The organism is Variovorax nivicola, assembly GCF_051216475.1.
Lineage (GTDB): Bacteria > Pseudomonadota > Gammaproteobacteria > Burkholderiales > Burkholderiaceae_C > Variovorax.
The window spans coordinates 1,756,511-1,773,964 of record NZ_JBPJZK010000001.1 but is presented as its reverse complement, the minus strand read 5'-3'; the positions used below and the strand labels follow the sequence as shown (position 1 = coordinate 1,773,964).

General features: G+C 61.4%; 16 protein-coding genes and 1 riboswitch. Of the genes, 12 read left to right on the top strand and 4 right to left on the bottom strand.

All coding sequences use genetic code 11. The features are described from left to right. Positions 1–95: 95 nt before the first annotated feature. The 3 genes from ACSFBF_RS08445 to ACSFBF_RS08435 are packed head-to-tail and all read right to left on the bottom strand — an operon-like array spanning position 96 to position 2,936. On the bottom strand, positions 96–1,022 hold the full coding sequence (locus ACSFBF_RS08445) for a LysR family transcriptional regulator (protein WP_435465848.1): 927 nt from the start codon (positions 1,020–1,022) through the stop codon (positions 96–98). A gap of 55 nt (positions 1,023–1,077) precedes the next feature. Beyond that, positions 1,078–1,554: a flavin reductase family protein gene (locus tag ACSFBF_RS08440; protein WP_435465847.1), complete on the bottom strand. Its 477-nt coding sequence runs from the start codon at positions 1,552–1,554 to the stop codon at positions 1,078–1,080. A gap of 2 nt (positions 1,555–1,556) precedes the next feature. Further along, positions 1,557–2,936: an LLM class flavin-dependent oxidoreductase gene (locus ACSFBF_RS08435; RefSeq protein ID WP_435465846.1), complete on the bottom strand. Its 1,380-nt coding sequence runs from the start codon at positions 2,934–2,936 to the stop codon at positions 1,557–1,559. A gap of 286 nt (positions 2,937–3,222) precedes the next feature. Between ACSFBF_RS08435 and ACSFBF_RS08430 the strand changes: the two genes are divergently transcribed. The 5 genes from ACSFBF_RS08430 (at position 3,223) to ACSFBF_RS08410 (ending at position 8,634) form a co-directional block, all read left to right on the top strand. Then, entirely contained in the window at positions 3,223–4,287 is a 1,065-nt protein-coding gene (locus ACSFBF_RS08430; protein WP_435465845.1) for an adenosine deaminase, read from the top strand. Positions 4,288–4,307: 20 nt separating this feature from the next. Further along, positions 4,308–5,405: an ABC transporter substrate-binding protein gene (locus ACSFBF_RS08425; protein ID WP_435465844.1), complete on the top strand. Its 1,098-nt coding sequence runs from the start codon at positions 4,308–4,310 to the stop codon at positions 5,403–5,405. A gap of 76 nt (positions 5,406–5,481) precedes the next feature. After that, positions 5,482–6,666, top strand: a complete 1,185-nt coding sequence (locus tag ACSFBF_RS08420) for an alpha-hydroxy acid oxidase (RefSeq protein WP_435465843.1) — start codon at positions 5,482–5,484, stop codon at positions 6,664–6,666. Further along, positions 6,663–7,640 carry a LysR family transcriptional regulator gene (locus ACSFBF_RS08415; RefSeq protein WP_435465842.1) on the top strand — a complete coding sequence of 326 codons (978 nt, stop codon included), beginning with the start codon at positions 6,663–6,665 and terminating at the stop codon, positions 7,638–7,640. Before ACSFBF_RS08420 ends, ACSFBF_RS08415 begins: the two co-directional genes overlap by 4 nt. A 100-nt stretch (positions 7,641–7,740) precedes the next feature. Further along, complete coding sequence (locus ACSFBF_RS08410) at positions 7,741–8,634, top strand: 2-hydroxyacid dehydrogenase (protein WP_435465841.1); 894 nt, start codon at positions 7,741–7,743, stop codon at positions 8,632–8,634. 51 nt (positions 8,635–8,685) lie between these two features. On the opposite strand, the gene ahcY is transcribed toward ACSFBF_RS08410, so the two are convergent. After that, positions 8,686–10,122: an adenosylhomocysteinase gene (gene ahcY / locus ACSFBF_RS08405; protein ID WP_435465840.1), complete on the bottom strand. Its 1,437-nt coding sequence runs from the start codon at positions 10,120–10,122 to the stop codon at positions 8,686–8,688. Positions 10,123–10,183: 61 nt separating this feature from the next. Next, a riboswitch (S-adenosyl-L-homocysteine riboswitch) is annotated at positions 10,184–10,289 on the bottom strand. A gap of 174 nt (positions 10,290–10,463) precedes the next feature. Here ahcY and ACSFBF_RS08400 point away from each other — a divergent pair. The 7 genes from ACSFBF_RS08400 (at position 10,464) to ACSFBF_RS08370 (ending at position 17,441) form a co-directional block, all read left to right on the top strand. Beyond that, positions 10,464–12,578, top strand: coding sequence for an acetate--CoA ligase family protein (locus ACSFBF_RS08400; protein ID WP_435465839.1), 2,115 nt, complete (start codon positions 10,464–10,466; stop codon positions 12,576–12,578). Between the two features lie 87 nt (positions 12,579–12,665). Beyond that, on the top strand, positions 12,666–13,481 hold the full coding sequence (locus ACSFBF_RS08395) for an enoyl-CoA hydratase/isomerase family protein (protein WP_435465838.1): 816 nt from the start codon (positions 12,666–12,668) through the stop codon (positions 13,479–13,481). Between the two features lie 9 nt (positions 13,482–13,490). Further along, complete coding sequence (locus ACSFBF_RS08390) at positions 13,491–14,258, top strand: ABC transporter ATP-binding protein (protein WP_435465837.1); 768 nt, start codon at positions 13,491–13,493, stop codon at positions 14,256–14,258. After that, positions 14,255–15,076, top strand: a complete 822-nt coding sequence (locus ACSFBF_RS08385) for an ABC transporter permease (protein WP_435465836.1) — start codon at positions 14,255–14,257, stop codon at positions 15,074–15,076. Before ACSFBF_RS08390 ends, ACSFBF_RS08385 begins: the two co-directional genes overlap by 4 nt. Before the next feature lie 62 nt (positions 15,077–15,138). Next, positions 15,139–15,549 (top strand): thioesterase family protein, encoded by a 411-nt coding sequence (locus tag ACSFBF_RS08380; protein ID WP_435465835.1) that lies wholly within the window; start codon positions 15,139–15,141, stop codon positions 15,547–15,549. A gap of 32 nt (positions 15,550–15,581) precedes the next feature. Continuing rightward, on the top strand, positions 15,582–16,370 hold the full coding sequence (locus ACSFBF_RS08375) for a class II aldolase/adducin family protein (RefSeq protein ID WP_435465834.1): 789 nt from the start codon (positions 15,582–15,584) through the stop codon (positions 16,368–16,370). A gap of 159 nt (positions 16,371–16,529) precedes the next feature. Then, positions 16,530–17,441 carry a LysR family transcriptional regulator gene (locus tag ACSFBF_RS08370; RefSeq protein ID WP_435465833.1) on the top strand — a complete coding sequence of 304 codons (912 nt, stop codon included), beginning with the start codon at positions 16,530–16,532 and terminating at the stop codon, positions 17,439–17,441. Positions 17,442–17,454: the final 13 nt, after the last annotated feature.

Sequence of the window (17,454 nt, the reverse complement as noted above, 5' to 3'; positions counted from 1 at the left end):
CGTTCCCGATTGGGTTGGCGCGGTCGACGTCGCATGGATGTCGACGAGCGCCGGCGGCCACGAATGAAGCCTGGCCGGCGGGATTGCTTGGCAGTTCAGGAAATCGGCCGGTCCGTCGCCAGATATTCGTCCAGCGCGAGAAGGATCGAATCGCACACCATCCGTGCGGCTGCGGGCAATGACGCTGTCTGGCGATGAAAGATGGCCAGCCGAAGGTGCTGGCTGCCCACGTCGCGAAGGTTCTTGAAGACAAGTTTTCCATTCGCGACTTCGCTTGCCACCGACAGGAGCGTCGTCACGGAAATCCCCGTACCCGACAGCGCAAGCGATCGGATCAGCGACATGGCGTTGGTCGTGATGGCCGGTGAGATGCTTGTTTGTCGGCCGACGTTGATCCGGTCCAGCAGCTTCCTGATCTCCATTCCGCCTGCGGGAAAGATGATCGGAAAGTCGCGGCACTGCTGCAGGGACAGGTCCGGTTCCTGTGCGAGCGGATGTGACGGATGCATCGCAACGCCTATGTCCATCGAATAGACCTTCAGCTTCTCGACGGGGACTTGCTCGGGAGGCTCCCAACATATCCCGATATCCAGCTCGTTGCCCACGACCTTGCGCACGATCTCTTCCGTATTGCCGCTGAAGATCGAGAAGGAAATGTCGGGGTTGTCCTGGCGAGAGTGCGTCAAGAAGTTGGGGAAAAAATCGCCGGCCAGCGTCTGGATGGTGCCGATCGAAACATGGCCCCTCTGCTTGCCCTTGATGGCACTCACTTCCGATACCGCAGCAGCGGAGACCTTCTCGAAATCCTTGATGATGTCGTAGATCACGCGGCCGGCGTCCGTCAGCTTCATGCCACGAGGCAGCCGCTCGAAGATCGGCGCACCGATGAGCTCTTCGAAGTTGATGATCTGGCGGTTGATGGCCGACGGCGAGATATGGAGGTACTCGGACGCCTTGCGAATGGACCCGTCCTCCGCGACCTGGCAGATGTACCGCATCAAGGGAGACAAGAGCATCTTCATGGGGAAGCCGAGTTGTGATCAGGGATGCTATTGCCCCATGCTTGGCAGCGTCAACCTATGCCAATGCGCGGCATTGGCCGTTCAGGTAGACGAGTGGGTCGACCTGCTCCACGAAGTGGCTTTCGAAGACCTCGGCGATGAAAACGGTGTGCGTCGCAAACGAGCTGGAGGTCGCGATCTTGCAGAAGAAGGTGGCCTGCGCGCCGGGTGAGTGAGGCAGCTGAAAGGGCCCCGAAAGCCATCGACTGCGGTTGAACCGCTCCTCCTGGTCGTACTTGCCGCCGAAGTCCGCACAGAGGTCCTGCTGCTCTCGCGACAGGACGCTCACGGAGAACCTGCCGCAGGCGTGGAGCAACGGATGCACGGACGCCGATTTGTTGACGCAGACCAGGAGTGACGGCGGATCGGCCGAGAGGGACACGACAGAGGTGGCAGCCATGCCCGCTCGCTTGCCATCGACTTCTGTGGCCACGATGCATACCGCACCGGCCATTCGCCGCATGGCAGTCTTGAATGCTTCGGTGTTGGTCATGCTCATCCTCGCTGATCGACGTTCGCAGATGCGGTCGCGGCGAACTGATTGACAGGGCGTGCCAAGTCGAGGTTTTCCCGCAGGGTCGATCCCTCGTACTCGGTTCGAAAGACCCCCATGTGCTGAAGAACCGGCACAACGTCGTAGACAAAGTCCTTCAAGCCGTTCGGCAACTCTGCCGGCTGAATGAGGAAACCATCGACGGCTCCGGCCTCGAACCACTGGGTCATGTCTCGGGCGATCTGCTCGGGCGTTCCAACCAAGGTGCGCTGGCCTCGGGCGCCCGCGAAGCGCTCGTAGAGTTGACGCACGGTCAGGTTCTCGCGCTGTGCCATCTTCATCACGCCTTCGAGCGTGCTCTTGCTGGTGTTGGTATCGCGCTCCAGAAGATCGAGGGGCAGCGGTTGGTCGATGTCGATACCTTTCAGGTCGACGCCCCCGATGGCGTTCGACAGTAGTTCAAGGCCAACCGACGGATGGATCAACGACTGCAGGTAGGCATGCTTCTCTTTGGCCTCGGCCTCCGTGCTACCGACAATCGGATTCAGGCCGGGCATGATCTTCAAGGACCGTTGTTCGCGTCCGTATCTGGCCATGCGGCCCTTGAGATCGTTGTAGAACTTCTTTGCCCCTTCCAGGTCGCCCTGGGCGGTGAACACGATGTCCGCGGTCTCCGCTGCCAGTTCCTTTCCCGGCTCTGACGAGCCCGCCTGCGCGATGACCGGATGGCCCTGAGGAGGGCGTGAAATGTTCAGCGGGCCTTTGACAGAGAAATTCTCACCCTTGTGGTTCAGCGTGTGCAGTTTGGCTGGATCGAAGTAGCGCTGCTGTTCCCGATCCCGCACGAAGGCGTCATCTTCCCAGCTGTCCCAAAGGCCGCGCACCACGGCGGCGAACTCCTTGGCACGCGCATACCGATCGCCATGTTCCAGGTGCTCATCGCGCCCGAAGTTCTTGCTCTCGTCCAGGTTCGAGGAGGTCACCACGTTCCAACCCGCGCGGCCCGCGCTGATGTGGTCGAGCGATGCGAATCGTCTGGCGATGTTGTACGGCTCGTTGTAGGTGGTGGTCGCCGTCGCTACCAGTCCGATCCGGCTTGTCACCGCAGCCAGCGCCGATAAGAGCGTGGTCGGCTCGAAGTAGGCCATGTACTGGGGCCAGCGACTGAGCGCCTCGAGATCGCCGCCGCGCACGGCGGCAGCGTCGGCCAGAAACATCAGATCGAACTTGCCCTGCTCTGCAAGCTGGGCGAGCTCGACGTAGTGCCGGAAGTTGGAGCCTGCATCCAGCTGGGAGTTCGGATGCAGCCATGAAGCGACGTGGTTGCCTGTCGGATGGAACAAACCGCCGAGCTTGAGTTTTTCAGCTTTGAAGTTGCGCATTGAGATCATTCCTTTACGCGCCCGGATTGCGGCGGACTCGATGTCCGTCTTGCAGGAGGGCAGGTGTGATCAGTATGCGGTTCCGTTTTTCAGCGACAAGCAGAGAAAACATGACGCACCGTGCCTGAATTGGCAACGCATATGGGGCGGCCCGTTCCCGGCGTCGGCCGCTGCAGACCGTTCGAGCAATGCGATCGTTGCGGTCGTCGCAGGTGTGCGACTTTTGCGAACGCGGTCGCCGAAAAATGCTAACCCGGGCGCCTTTGACAATCCCTAGGATCGTGAAATGAACCCACTCCAACAGGCCGGTGAGACGGCGCAGACGAGATCGTCGATGCGTGGCAATCCATCGCTGGCAAAGATCGCGGAAGCACCCAAGGCCGAGCTTCATGTCCATCTCGAAGGCACCATCGGCCCGGAGACCCTGCTGGCGCTGAGCACGCGAAACCAGGTGAAGGTCCCGTACACCACGGCAGAGGAGGTGCGCGCTGCCTACAAGTTCAGCGACCTTTCGGGATTCCTGAAGCTCTACTACTCTGCATTGAGCGTTCTGATCACCCAGCGGGACTTTTACGACATCACCTATGCGCAACTCGAGCGCTCGGCCGCGGACAGGGTGGTCTACGTGGAGTTCTACATGTCTCCACAGAGCCACCTCGAGCGCGGCATCGGGCTGGAAGTGGTGCTGGCCGGCGTCGAGGCGGCCATAAAAGCGGCGCGAGCTGACTTTGGCATCGAGGCAAAGCTCATCTTTGGCTTGCAGCGCCATCGCACCGAAGCGCAGGCCTTTGAAGCGTTGGAGGCGGCCCGCCCGTTCAGGGAGTCGTTTGTCGCGGTGGGTCTTGGCGGGGTGGAAAAGGGCAATCCGCCTTCAAAGTTCGAGCGGGCCTTCCGCCAGGCCAAGGACATGGGATGGCCGATCACCATCCACGCTGGCGAAGAAGGACCGCCCAGCTACATCTGGGAAGCTTTGGACATCTTGGGCGCGGACCGCATCGACCACGGCGTGACCGCGCAGGAGGATCCACGACTAATTGAGCGCCTGGCAACCGACCAGATTCCGATGACCGTGTGCCCGCTCTCCAATATCTGCCTGAACGTCTTCCCCTCCCTGGCGCAGCACAACCTGAAGGCCCTTCTCGATGCGGGTTGCAGGGTGAGCGTGAACACCGACGACCCGCCTTACTTCAACGGCTACATGAACGACAACCTCATGGGCGTGGCATCCGCGCTTCAGCTGTCGGATGGCGATGTCTATTCGTTGCTGCGAAATGGTTTTCAAGGCTCCTTTGCCTCAGCGGAACGCAAGGCGGAACTGATTGCCGGCCTCGACAAGTTCTGGTTGATCTAATTTCCTCAAAGGTGAAGCAAATGCTCAAAAACGCAGTCAGATGGATCGGCTTCTTGATGGGAGCCGTCGCGATTCTCTCGGCCACGCAGGCGGGGGCGCAGACACCAAAGAAGAAGGTGCGGATCGTGGTGGGGACGCAGGTTCTCAACATCTCGTATCCAACGCTGAACCTTCCTCTCGCGCTCGGCTATTGGAGCGACGAGGGCTACGACGTCGAGATCACGCCGCTGGCGCCGCCGGCACAGACCATCGCGCTGCTGATTGCAGGCCAGGCAGATTTCGCACAGATCAATGCGAGCATCGCTGTGCAGGCGCAGTCGCTCAACAGCCAACCGGTCAAGCTTGTCGTGAACAACGGTGTGATTGATTGGAGCATCGGCGTACTCCAGGACTCGCCCCTGCGTTCGATCACCGATTTCAAGGGCAAGACCATCGGGGTGTTCGGCCTGGGATCCGGCGGGGTCGCCATCTTGCGTGCCTATCTCAAGGAGAAGGGCATCGACCCGGACAAGGACGTCCAGTTCATCGCCACTGGAGCGGGCGCGCCAGCCATCGATGCGCTCAAAAGCGGGCGAGTGCAGGGCCTGATGTTCTGGGCTTCGGCCATGGCGGGCTTCGAGAATGCGGGCCTGAAGATGCGGTATCTGCGCGGCGAAGATTGGCGTACGTTGCCCGACTTCAGTATTGCGGCCATGTCGAAGACGATCGAATCGGACCCCAAGATGGTGGAGGCCATTGTGCGTGGCATGGCGAAGGCTTCGGAGTTTGCGTTCGCCAATCCCGACTGTGTCCGCCGAATCCAGTGGAAGACCTGGCCGAACACAAAGTCAACGGGGCAAGCCGACCCTTCCGTGCTGGCCCAGTGGGATACCAACCTGCTCAAGGCCCAACTCGATTCCTTTCGAGACGGGTACAAGGTCGGTGGCGGGAAGTACTGGGGCAACGTGGACACTGCCGCTGTGTCCCGGTTGGAGCAATACATGCTCAAGTCAGGCCAGATCAGCCGCGCGGTACCGGCAAGCGCACTGATGATTGCGGACGCCGATCTCTATCGGAGAGCCAATCAGTTCGACGCATCGGCGATCCGGCAGGCCGCCGAAAAGTGCGCGAACTGGTGAATGGGCCGAGTGACTTCACGAAGGGCGCTGTGCCGTGGATCCCTCAATTGGCGCCTGGATCCACGAGACCGCACTGATGAACAGCGACCTGGAGTCAGCCTTGTCGATCGCGGACCTCCGGCGCCTTGCCCGGCGCACGCTTCCCCGCATCCTGTTCGATTACCTCGAGGGCGGTGCGGAAGACGAGTGCGGGCTGGCCCGCAACACATCGGCCTTTGCGCAGCATGCGTTCTTGCCGCGCTACCTTCGGGACGTCGGCAGTGTCCAAAGCGGGGTCACGCTCCTTGGGCGCTCCTTCGACCAGCCCTTTGGAATCGCCCCGACGGGATTTGCTGGATTGCTGCGACCGGACGCCGATCTCATGCTGGTCCGCGCAGCCACGCGGCGGGGGATTCCATTCATCCTGTCCGGCGTCGGCAATTCCTCGCTCGAGGAAGTGCATCGCAACGGACCGGGGCACACGTGGTACCAGCTGTATCCGTCGAAGGACAAGGCCATTGCGTTGGATGTCATCGACCGTGCGGCAGGCTCGGGTATCGAGCACCTGGTGGTCACGGTCGATATTCCCGCGAGTTCGAAACGTGAACGCGACCTTCGCAATGGCTTCGGCTTGCCGTGGAAAGGCAATGCGCGCGCGACCATGGAGGCGCTGCTGCATCCCGGATGGCTGCTGCGCTTCTTGCGAAGCGGGGGACTGCCCTCGTTCGAGGGCTGGCGCCCCTATGCCGGGGCTCACGCCAGTGCCATGCAGATCGCGACGTTCCTGCGAACGCAGTCGCCGGCCCAGGTCACATGGAATGATCTCGAGGCATTCCGGCGGCGGTGGAAGGGCAAGCTCATCCTCAAAGGCGTCATGCACCCTGAAGATGCGCAAAAGGCCATCGCGCACGGCGTTGACGGAATCGTCATATCCAACCATGGAGGACGGCAACTCGATCGTGCTGGAAGTTCGCTGGCGGCATTGCGTGTCGTGCGCGAGGTTGTCGGGCGCACGTTTCCCTTGATGCTGGATGGCGGCGTACGCCGGGGTGCGGACATAGCGACTGCTCTGTGCCTCGGCGCGGATTTCGTCTTCGTGGGCAGGCCGACGCTCTACGGGACGGTCGCGGGTGCGCAGCAGGGAGCCATGAAGGCCATCGATATCCTGGCGGATGAACTCCTGCGCGTGCTCAAGCAGATCGGCGCCCGCGATGTGCGCGAACTCGACGCATCTTTCTTGATGTCGCCCTCCATGGAGGCGTTGGACGCGGCACGCTCATGAGCACAGGCGCGAAACCGCTCGAATCAGTCGAGCCGCAGGGCCGACGAAAAGCAGAGCTGCGTCCGGTCAGCAGCAATGCGCTCAAGTACTTTGTGGCTGTCGCCAAGTCGGGCTCGATACGCCGCGCCGCGGAGGAACTGCATGTGGCCGCCTCCGCAATTTCCCGGCTGATCCAATTGCTGGAGGAGGAACTGGATGCCCAATTGCTTGAGCGACACCGGGGACGCAAAGGCCTCAAGCTTACGGCCGAAGGGCAGGTGGTGCTGAACTATGCAAGGAGCATCGAAGCTGGCCTGGACGCCGTTCGTGACGATATCCAGTCACTCAAGACCATTCGGACCGGCAAGGTTCGATTCGGCATTTCCGAATCCTTCACGCGAGAGTTCGTCCCTCAGTTCCTGCATCGCTTCCACACCGCGTATCCGGGCATCATGTTCGAAGTCATCGTCGCGGGTGGCAGCAAGCTGACTGAGATGATTGCCAATCACGACATCGACGTGTCTCTGTCGTACATCACGCCGGATGCTTTCAATGTTTCGGTGGTCGAACAGGCAATGACAACACCTTGCCTGCTGGTTGCGCGCGGCCACCCGTTTGCGCAACGGGAATTCGTCGATATCTCGGAGTGCGCCGGCGAGGACATCGCATTGCCGGATGCATCCCTGACCATTCGAGAGAGCTACGTTCGAATGTTCGCAAAGGCCAGAATCCGACCGCGTGGACTGTTGGTCACCAATTCATTCGAGCTGATGCGCGCATCAGCGCGCGCGGGGTTGACGATTGCCGTCGTGGACAGGTACTTCGGCGATCACGAGGCCCCTGAGGGGATGACCTACGTGCCGCTGCGGGGGAAGGGGCTGGATCGCTGGCCGCTAAACGTCAGCATCCATGTCGATCGTGATCTGCCCGCGGCGGCAAGCATCTTCGTGGAGCACCTGCGCATGGCGGTGCGTTCCGTTGCCGCCGATCACTGACACGTTGCGAACCGTCGCAACTTCCAGCATTCCGATGCCGTCGACTTGCAACTCCGCAACGCCCGTTCTCGCAATTCTGCGGAGAGGTGACAACTCGTCGTTGATCGATGCTTTCCGTTCGCTGCGCCCTGACATCGATATCCGGGAATGGCCCAGACTTGGCAAGCTCGAAGAGATCGAAGCCGTGGCGTGCTGGTCGCCGCCTCCTGGCGTGTGCGCGTCCCTTCCGCGTCTGTCGCTCATCCAGTCGCTGGGCGCGGGCATCGACCATCTGCAGAGCGACCCCGAACTGCCTCGAGGCGTCACGGTCTGCCGCATCGTCGATGCTGGTGCGACCAACAGCATGGTTTCATACGTTTGCTGGGCAGTGGTCCATCGCCAACGCCGGATGGATGCGGTGTTGCAGGCGCGCGCGGATCGCCATTGGTTGAAATCCGGGGTCTACGCTGTGGACGGACATGCAGTCGGGATCGCCGGGATGGGACAGTTGGGAAGCGCATGCGCAATGGCATTGAACGCAATGGGATACAGCGTGCGTGGCTGGGGCGCCAGTGCGAAGAACGATGTGCCACGATGGATGGCTCATTTCCACGGATCGGCGCAACTGTGCGAATTTCTTGGTGCATGTGACACCCTGGTGTGTTTGCTGCCGCTGACGGAGCAAACGCGCGGCTTCCTCAGCGCCTCGTTGTTCGCAAAGCTGCCCAAGGGGGCTCACGTCGTCAATGTCGGACGCGGGGCGCACCTAGTGGACGCCGACCTTGTCGCCGCGCTGGAGTCCGGCCATATCGCAGGCGCCACGTTGGATGTTTTTTTGGAAGAACCGTTGCCGCGCGCGCATCCATTCTGGAACCACGAGCAGGTCCTGGTGACGCCTCATATGGCCACACGCGCAAGCGCCAGTGAGATAGCCCGGCAGACACTGCTCAATCTGGACAGTCTTCGCCGAGGTGAGGTGCCTGCCTTCGCCGTTGACCGCGACCGCGGGTATTAGCGAGCTGTCTACCGCGCATCAACAAGGCTGGGTTGATGCGCGGCGTGCGCACTAGTAGCGGTAGGCCTCGGGCTTGAATGGGCCGGTCTTGCTCACACCAATATAGGCGGCCTGCGCGTCGGAGAGCTCCGTCAACTGCGCACCGAGCTTTGCGAGATGCAGCTTCGCAACCTTCTCATCGAGGAGCTTGGACAGCACATACACCTTGCCCTTCTCATAGGCGTCCTGCTTGGTGAAAAGCTCGATCTGTCCCAGGGTCTGGTTCGCGAGGCTGGCGGACATGACGAAGCTGGGGTGGCCGGTCGCACAGCCCAGATTCACCAGGCGGCCCTTGGCAAGCAGGATGATCCGCTTTCCGTCGGGGAAGATCACATGATCCACCTGCGGCTTGATCTCGTCCCATTGGCAAGCCTCGAGCGACGCCACGTCGATCTCGTTGTCGAAGTGTCCGATGTTGCAGACGATCGCTTGGTCCTTCATGCGTTTCATGTGCTCGAAGGTGACGACGTCGCGGTTGCCGGTCGCGGTGACGAAGATGTCCGCCTGGCTTGCTGCCTCGTCCATGGTCACCACGCGATAGCCCTCCATGGCCGCTTGCAGCGCGTTGATAGGATCGATCTCCGTCACCCAGACCTGGGCGCTGAGGGCGCGCAGCGCCTGCGCGGAGCCCTTGCCGACGCCGCCAAAGCCGGCCACCACGGCGATCTTGCCCGCGATCATCACATCGGTCGCGCGCTTGATCGCGTCGACCAACGATTCCCGGCAGCCGTAGGTGTTGTCGAACTTGCTCTTGGTCACGGAGTCATTCACGGCAATGGCACGGATGACGAGTTCGCCCTTGGTGCTCATGTCATTGAGTCTGAAGACACCGGTGGTCGTTTCTTCCGTCACGCCGATGATGTGGCGCAGACGACGGCTGTACCAGGTCGGGTCCGCGGCCAGCCTCTTCTCGATGGCCGCGAAGAGGATGTGTTCTTCCGAACTTGCGGGCTTAGAGATCACGCTGCGATCCTTCTCGGCGCGGCTGCCAAGATGCATCAGCGTGGTGGCATCGCCACCGTCGTCGAGGATCAGGTTGGGACCTTCTTCAGGCTCGCCTCGAGGCCCTCTGAACTCGAAGATCCTGTGGGTGTAGTCCCAGTACTCCTCCATCGTTTCGCCCTTGAAGGCGAAGACAGGGGTTCCCTTCGAAGCCACGGCCGCCGCGGCGTGGTCCTGCGTCGAGAAGATGTTGCACGACGCCCAGCGCACGGTAGCGCCCAGCGCTTGCAGCGTCTCGATGAGAACGCCGGTCTGGATGGTCATGTGCAGGGACCCGGCGATGCGTGCGCCCTTCAGCGGCTGCTGCTCGAGGAACTCGCTTCTGATGGCCATTAGTCCCGGCATCTCCGTTTCCGCGATGCGCAGTTCCTTGTGACCCCAATCGGCCAACGCGATGTCCGCCACGACGTGATCGCCGGCTTGGCTCAATGTCAATCTTTCGCTCATCTCTTGCTCCTTGTGATGGGTTGTCGTCAGAGCGAGATGAACACCGAGGCTCACCGCACTCCGTCGGTGAGCGCAGTTAAGGATGCCGGTTCTTGGCAGTCTTCCGAGCCTGACAGATCGGAACTCGCGCAGTGGCGGGCGTGATCGTTGCAGCGCTCCTCGGTGAACAAAAATTCTAGTGTTCGACCGCTCTTGGTGTGTGTCAAAAATTAGTACGTGGATGCCGAAAATCTGTGATTGACCCGCACATGTGCGCTCCCTAGAGTCTCGGTTCTCGACATCGGTGCCGCATCTCACGCGGCGATCGATCGATGCCTCTCAAGCCCCGTAGGAGCCCCTCTTTGCATTACCTGTCCACGCTAATGAATCCCAAGTCCATCGCGGTGTTGGGAGCGTCGCCGCGACCTGAGGCGATGGGCAATACCGTGATCAAAAATCTCCTGCGCGTCGGGTATGCCGGGGCCATCTACCCCATTCATCCCAACGCCGAGTCAGTGCTGGGTTTGGCGTGCCATCGCGATCTGACCTTGTTGTCCGGATCGGTGGATTGCGTGGTGATTGCACTTGGCGCGGACAAGGCCCTTGATGCCCTCAAGAACGCGCATGCCGCCGGGGCGCGCAGTGCGGTGTTGTACGCCAGCGGGTTTGCCGAGACCGGAGAGCAGGGAGCCGCCCTGCAGGCGGAGATCAGCACGTTCTGCCGTGACAACGAAATCAATCTTTGCGGGCCCAACTGCCTGGGAATTTTCAGTGTCGAGAACGGGGTGGCGTTATACAGCGCTGCCGTGCCGGAGGGGCTGGAAGCCGGCGACATCGCGCTGATCTCCCATTCGGGTTCGGCATGCATCGCCCTGAGCAGCTTGAACCGCTTCAAGTTCAGCCATCTGGTTTCGTTGGGCAACGGGGCGGTGACCGATATTCCCGAGTACCTCGACTATGTGGCGCAAGACCCGCGCACCAAGGTCGCCGCGCTCTTCGTGGAGACGTTGCGCGATCCTTCGGCCTTCGCACGCGCCGCCGCACAAATGCGAAAGGCAGGCAAGCCGATCGTAGCGTTGAAGGTCGGCCGATCCGTGTCTGGTGCTGCCGCGAGCGCCGCGCACACCGGTGCGATCGCGAGCTCCGACACGGCGCTGCTGGCATTCTTCAGGCGCCACGGCGTCACGCTGGTCGAAGACTACGACGAGCTGGTCGAGACTGTCGCGCTGTTTTCCACGATCCGCTCGATGCCGAAGGGCGCGGGACTGGGTGTCCTCAACGTGAGCGGCGGCGAACTCTCGATGACTTGCGACATCGCCGAGCGCTGCGGGCTTGTTCTGCCGGCGTTGAGCGACTCGACCGTGGCGCACCTCAAGACCGTGCTCCCCGTGTTCGGCGCCCCGCGCAATCCGCTCGACGCAACGGGCGTCGGGGTGTTCGACACCAGGATGTACGGGGATTGCCTGGATGCGCTGTTGAACGATCCTTCTATCCATATCGTCGCCGTGTCGCAGGATTGCCCGGCGTCCATGGGAGAGGACCAGGCGGCGATCTACGAGAAGCTCGCGATCACCGTGGCTGAACGCAGCGCGCGGGCGCACAAGCCCGTCGTGTTCTTCAACAACCTGTCCGCCAGAATCCATCCTGCCGTGCTCGCTCCATTGAGCGAAGTGCCCACGCTGTGCGGAATGCGCAATGCGCTGCGTGCCATCAAGCATCTGGTGGACCATGCGGCGTTCATGGTCACCGAGGTCGTTCCCAAGACGCCGGGTGTCGACCGTCAACAGAAATGGGTCCGACGCTTCGAATCCGCGGAGCCGCTGACGGAACGGGAGAGCAAGTCGTTCCTGGAGGAGCACGGGATCCGTGTGACCGCTGAGCGCTTGGCATCGAGCGAGGAAGAGGCCGTTGCACACGCCGATGCCATCGGGTATCCCGTGGTGATGAAGATCGAATCCGCGGACCTGCCCCACAAGAGCGAGGTAGGTGGCGTCGTCGTCGATCTACCGGACGCAGCCGCCGTGAGAGCGGCCTATAGCCGGATTCTCGAGAGCGTCAGGCGCAAGGCGCCCGAGGCGCACGTCGCAGGGGTGCTGGTGCAGCAGATGGTTCGCGGTGGTATCGAAGCCATCCTGGGCGTCGTGACCCATCGGCCCTTTGCACCCGGTGTGGTGGTCGGTTCCGGCGGCGTACTCGTCGAGATTCTGCAGGACGCCACGTTCGAGCTCGCGCCGGTGGACTTGAAGACCGCTGCCGCGCTGATCGATCAGACGCGGCTGGGCAAGTTGTTGGGGGGCTATCGAGGCGGAGTCGCGGCGGATCGTGACGCCCTGGCGAAGACGCTTGAGCGGCTGTCCGACATCGCGGTGGTCTACGCGAATGAAATCGAAGCCATCGATCTGAATCCCGTTGCAGTCCTTGCCCAAGGCCAGGGTGCAGTGGTGCTGGACGCGTTGGTGATCCCGAAGGCTCGGTGATAGCCGCATCGAAGGTAGCTGCATTGAAAAACCAGGAGACAAGAAAAAATGAAATATGAGTGCATCGAACTAAGTATCGAGAACACGGTGGCGACGCTCGAGCTCGCAAGACCGGACAAGATGAACGCGCTGAACGATCAGATCCTGCTCGACATGCAGCACGCCCTGGACGTGCTCGAGAACGACACCGGCGTGCGCGTGTTGATCATCACGGGGCAGGGGCGGGCTTTCTGCGCGGGTTTCGATCTCGCGCCGCGCGCCAAGCCGTTCACGAGCGTGCAGGACTGGCGCGGCCACGTGAAGCTCGGGAACGACACCTGGTGGCGGATCTGGAAATCGCGCCTGCCGGTGATCGCAGCCGTGAATGGCTTTGCACTTGGCGGGGGATGCGATCTGTCCATGGTCTGCGACTACACGCTTGCGTCGGAGGGGGCGGTGTTCGGCGAGCCGGAGATCCAGTTCCAGTCCGCGCCGCCCTTCAACATCACGCCTTGGATCATGGGAATGAAAAGCGCCAAGGAGTTTCTGCTCTTCGGTGATCGGGTGTCGGCCGAGGGCGCCGTGCGTCTGGGGATTGCGAATCGCGTGGTTCCCGCCGATCAGCTTCGCTCCGAGGCAATGAACACCGCTCTGCGTCTCGCCAGGCTGCCTCCACCGGCGGTCGAGCTCAACAAGCTCGGACTCAATCGCTCCTATGAACTGCGCGGGTTCCAGCCAGCGATCGAATACGGAGCGGAGATCTTCACCCAGGTTCTCATGTCCGAGTCGGACGAAGCGAAGGAATTCTTCGAACGCATGGGCCGCGATGGCATGAAGGCTGCGTTCAAGTGGCGAGATGAGCGCTTCGCTTCACCTGGGCTCGTTTCCCAATCCGGCGACCACGGTCGCACCAACGCCGTTTGAGGAGACCCGATGATTCATGTTTCAGGCCTGAACAAGATGTATGCGACACGCGAGGGGAACCAGATCCACGCGCTGTCCGACGTCAATTTCTCGGTTGCCAACGGAGAGTTCATCACAGTGGTGGGCCCCAGCGGTTGCGGCAAATCGACGTTGCTGAAGATTCTCGCGGGCATCCTGCGCCGCACTTCCGGCTCGGTCGAGATCGACGGACGCCAGATCGAGGGGCCGAATCGCCAGATCGGCGTGGTGTTCCAGGCGCCGGTGCTCCTGCCGTGGCGCACCGTGTTCGAGAACATCCTGCTGCCGAGTCAGCTGCACGGCGCCATCACGGATGCGAACCGCGCGGATGCCAGGAAGTACCTCGCCATGGTCGGACTTGCCGGGTTCGAGGATAAGTACCCCAATGAACTGTCGGGCGGCATGCAGCAACGCGTGGGGATCGCCCGGGCACTGGCCCACGATCCAGCGCTTCTGCTCATGGACGAACCATTCGGTGCACTGGATGCCATGACGCGCGAAAACATGAACCTCGACCTGCTGCGTATTCGCGCCGCCAGCAAGAAGACCGTGTTGCTCGTGACGCACAGCATTCCCGAGGCGGTCTTCCTGGCGGACCGAGTCATCGTGATGTCACCGCGTCCGGGGCGGATCACCGAAATCCTCAACGTCAACCTGCCGGCAGAACGCAGGCTGGAGATGATCAACTCGGCGCCGTTCGGGGAGGTCGTCTCTCACATCCGCAAGTATTTCAGTTCACAAGGAGCGCTCGACGCATGACCGATACCACCACTCCCAAACAGGACGGTCCGGGGCTTCTTGGCAGCAAGCCCGAACGTCCGCTCTCTATCCTGCTTTTCATCGTCATCATCGGAGGGTGGGAGCTTGCAGTCAGGCTTCTTGAAGTCTCTTCGCTCGTGGTTCCCACGCCGACCGCAACGGTGATTTCCTTGTGGAACGGCCTTGCCGACAACACGTTCGTATGGCACACCGGCGTGACTTTGTACGAGACGTTGGTAGGTTTTTTTGCCGGCGCATTGTTCGGACTGGTTCTGGGAGCCTTGATCGGACAGTTCACTCTGGTGGAGCGAACGCTCTATCCGTACGTCGTGGCCTTCCAGACGATTCCCAAGGTGGCCATCGCCCCCTTGTTCGTGATCTGGTTCGGCTTCGGCGTCACGTCCAAGATCGTCATCACGGCAACGATCGTGTTCTTCCCGGTGCTGGCAAACACGATCGTCGGTCTGCGCTCCTCACCTCGGGAGCAGATCGATCTGATCACGGCCTTCACCGGTTCGCGTTGGCAGACGTTCAAGTACGTGAAGGTACCTAACGCCCTTCCGTACATCTTCGTTGGTCTCGACGTTGGCATCGTGCTGGCCGTGATCGGCGCCATTGTGGGCGAATTCGTGGGCTCGCAAGCCGGACTTGGCTATCTGATCCTGCAGCGCAACTTCTCGATGGACACCGCCGGGGTGTTCGCCATTCTCATCATCCTTTCGGTGATGGGAATCTTGCTCCACGGCGCCGTCGATCTCATCAAGCGCAAAGTGGTTTTCTGGGTCAACCATGAGGCCGAAAAAATCGTCGCTGCCTGAAGCCGGCGCGCGCTGACCCCCCGACGGGCTGCATCCCCTCTCTACACACAGGACCTCAATCAATGGAACAACTTCAAGAAAATGCTCACGCGTCGGTCGATGTCACCGTCACCGACGCTCATCTGGCGGCCGCTCTGTCTTCCGAGCCTGGCGAGTCCTTTCCGGAGGTCTTCTCGACGCCGTGGCTGCTCGCGCAACTCGAGCGCGCCGCGGCAAAGGTACTCCGGCCAATTCTTACGGAAGGGCAACTCTCTGTCGGCGCGAAGGTGGAGTTGGAGCATCTCGCGCCCACGCCAGTTGGTCAGAAGATCACCGCGCACGCGCGCTTCCTGGAGAAGAAGGGTCCTCTGTTTCTCTTCGAGGTGTGGGCCGAGGATGGTGCGGGAATCATCGGCAAGGGAACGCATGCGCGGGCCATCGCGCCGAAGATCGCCGTCGAAAAGCGGGCCTCGGGCCGCTTCGCGCAGGCCTGAGGGGGTGATTGATGAACACCGAGGACGCAGTCATGAGCACAAGGCAGCGCGATGCCGTTCCAAACGAACAGAGCGAACGAAGCGAACAGGAGGTGCGAGAAGACCTGGCTGCCGCCTACCGTCTCTTCGCGTTGTTTGGAATGGACGATGCCATCTACACGCATCTCTCGGTGCGTGTGCCTGGCCGGCATGATCATTTTTTGATCAATCCCTTCGGCCTGCTGTTCAGCGAGGTGACGGCGTCTGCGCTGGTCAAGATCGATCTGGATGGAAACAAGGTCGACGCCAGCGACAGCGAGGTCAATGCCGCAGGCTTCACGATCCACAGCGCGGTTCACGCGGCGCGGCACGATGCCGCTTGCGTGATGCACACCCACACGGTGGGCGGGATGGCAGTGGCGTCGCTGCGTGATGGACTTCAGACGACGAATCAGTGGGCCCTACAGTTCTATAACCGGGTGGCCTATCACGAGTTCGAAGGGCTGGCGCTTGATCTGGATGAGCGAGCGAGGTTGGTGGCAAGTCTCGGAGACAAGGCCAAGGCGCTGATCCTGCGCAATCACGGACTGTTGACGGTTGGGCGGTCCGTCGCGGAAGCATTCATCCTCATGTTCAATCTGGAACGCGCATGCCGGGTGCAACTCGCCATCCAATCTGCTGGTCAGGCAGTTCGGCCACTGTCGCCCGAAGTGTCCGAGAAGACCGCACTGCAGTTCGAGAAGGGCGGCGCGAACGCCTCCCAGGCTGATCCACACGCCCGGGAATGGAACGCTTTCAAGCGGCGACTGGAAGCTGCCGACGGTCTCGGCTATCAGGCCTGAGCGCTTCTGTGGACGTTGCCTCCGGACGCGTACCGGGGTGACGGTGGATCGGCGGCTCGCGCAGCGTTGCGATCTTCGGCAGACGGCACAAGGTTTGCTTGTGTCCTGTATAAGATTCGCAGGCTGCGGAAGACCGCGGCCATCGCCGGAGGTCTTTCCTTGATCAACAGCATTGGATTGCGGTATTTCGCAGGCGTCGCGCGGGTCGGGTCCATCCGGCGCGCGGCGGAGGAGCTGCACGTTGCAGCGTCTGCCATATCGCGCCAGATCCATCTGCTGGAAGAAGACTTGGGCAGCCTGCTCTTCGAGCGGCACCGTGGACAGAAGGTGATGAAACTCACCTCGGCAGGCGAGGTCGTGCTCGCCTACGCACGCAACGTGGAGAACGGGCTCGACCAAGTCAGAACGGACATCCGATCCATTCAGACGATGCAGCGCGGGACGGTGCGGCTGGGCATATCGGAGTCCTTCACGAGAGAATTCCTTCCGCAGTTTCTGCGGACGTTCCACACGCAGTACCCGGGCATCAATTTCGAGGTCGAGGTGGCCGGAGGCGCCAGGCTGATGGAGCAGTTGTCGAAGGACGAGCTCGACATCTCGCTGTCGTACATCAGCCCCGACACGTTCGACGTCACGGTCGTCGAGCAACGGTTCATCAAGCCATGCCTTCTGGTGTCCGGAAGCCATCCTTTTGCCAAGCGAGCCTTCGTGGACATCAGCGAGTGCGGCGATGAAGAGATGGCATTGCCGGATGAAACGCTGACCATCCGCGGCAGCTATGTAAGGATGTTTGCAAAGGCGAAGATCAAGCCGCGCGGTGTCATGGTGACGAACTCTTTCGAGTTGATGCGTGCGTCGGCCGCCACAGGTCTTTGCGTCGCAATCGTCAACAAATACTTCGGTGGTTCAACACCGCCACGTGGCCTGAAGTACGTGCCGCTGCGGGGTAAGGGCGTCGAGAAGTGGCCGCTTAACATCTGCGTTCACACGGACCGCAATCTCCCGGTCGCAGTTCGCATCTTTCTTGAGCATCTGCAAGAGGCCGTGCGGCGCGCCACTGCGGACGACTGATTCGACGCTTCTC

Coding starts and splice junctions, on each gene's coding strand:
- ACSFBF_RS08445 (WP_435465848.1), bottom strand. CDS start 1,022: ATGAAGATGCTCTTGTCTCCCTTGATGCGGTACATCTGCCAGGTCGCG.
- ACSFBF_RS08440 (WP_435465847.1), bottom strand. CDS start 1,554: ATGACCAACACCGAAGCATTCAAGACTGCCATGCGGCGAATGGCCGGT.
- ACSFBF_RS08435 (WP_435465846.1), bottom strand. CDS start 2,936: ATGCGCAACTTCAAAGCTGAAAAACTCAAGCTCGGCGGTTTGTTCCAT.
- ACSFBF_RS08430 (WP_435465845.1), top strand. CDS start 3,223: ATGAACCCACTCCAACAGGCCGGTGAGACGGCGCAGACGAGATCGTCG.
- ACSFBF_RS08425 (WP_435465844.1), top strand. CDS start 4,308: ATGCTCAAAAACGCAGTCAGATGGATCGGCTTCTTGATGGGAGCCGTC.
- ACSFBF_RS08420 (WP_435465843.1), top strand. CDS start 5,482: ATGAACAGCGACCTGGAGTCAGCCTTGTCGATCGCGGACCTCCGGCGC.
- ACSFBF_RS08415 (WP_435465842.1), top strand. CDS start 6,663: ATGAGCACAGGCGCGAAACCGCTCGAATCAGTCGAGCCGCAGGGCCGA.
- ahcY (WP_435465840.1), bottom strand. CDS start 10,122: ATGAGCGAAAGATTGACATTGAGCCAAGCCGGCGATCACGTCGTGGCG.
- ACSFBF_RS08390 (WP_435465837.1), top strand. CDS start 13,491: ATGATTCATGTTTCAGGCCTGAACAAGATGTATGCGACACGCGAGGGG.
- ACSFBF_RS08385 (WP_435465836.1), top strand. CDS start 14,255: ATGACCGATACCACCACTCCCAAACAGGACGGTCCGGGGCTTCTTGGC.
- ACSFBF_RS08380 (WP_435465835.1), top strand. CDS start 15,139: ATGGAACAACTTCAAGAAAATGCTCACGCGTCGGTCGATGTCACCGTC.
- ACSFBF_RS08375 (WP_435465834.1), top strand. CDS start 15,582: ATGAGCACAAGGCAGCGCGATGCCGTTCCAAACGAACAGAGCGAACGA.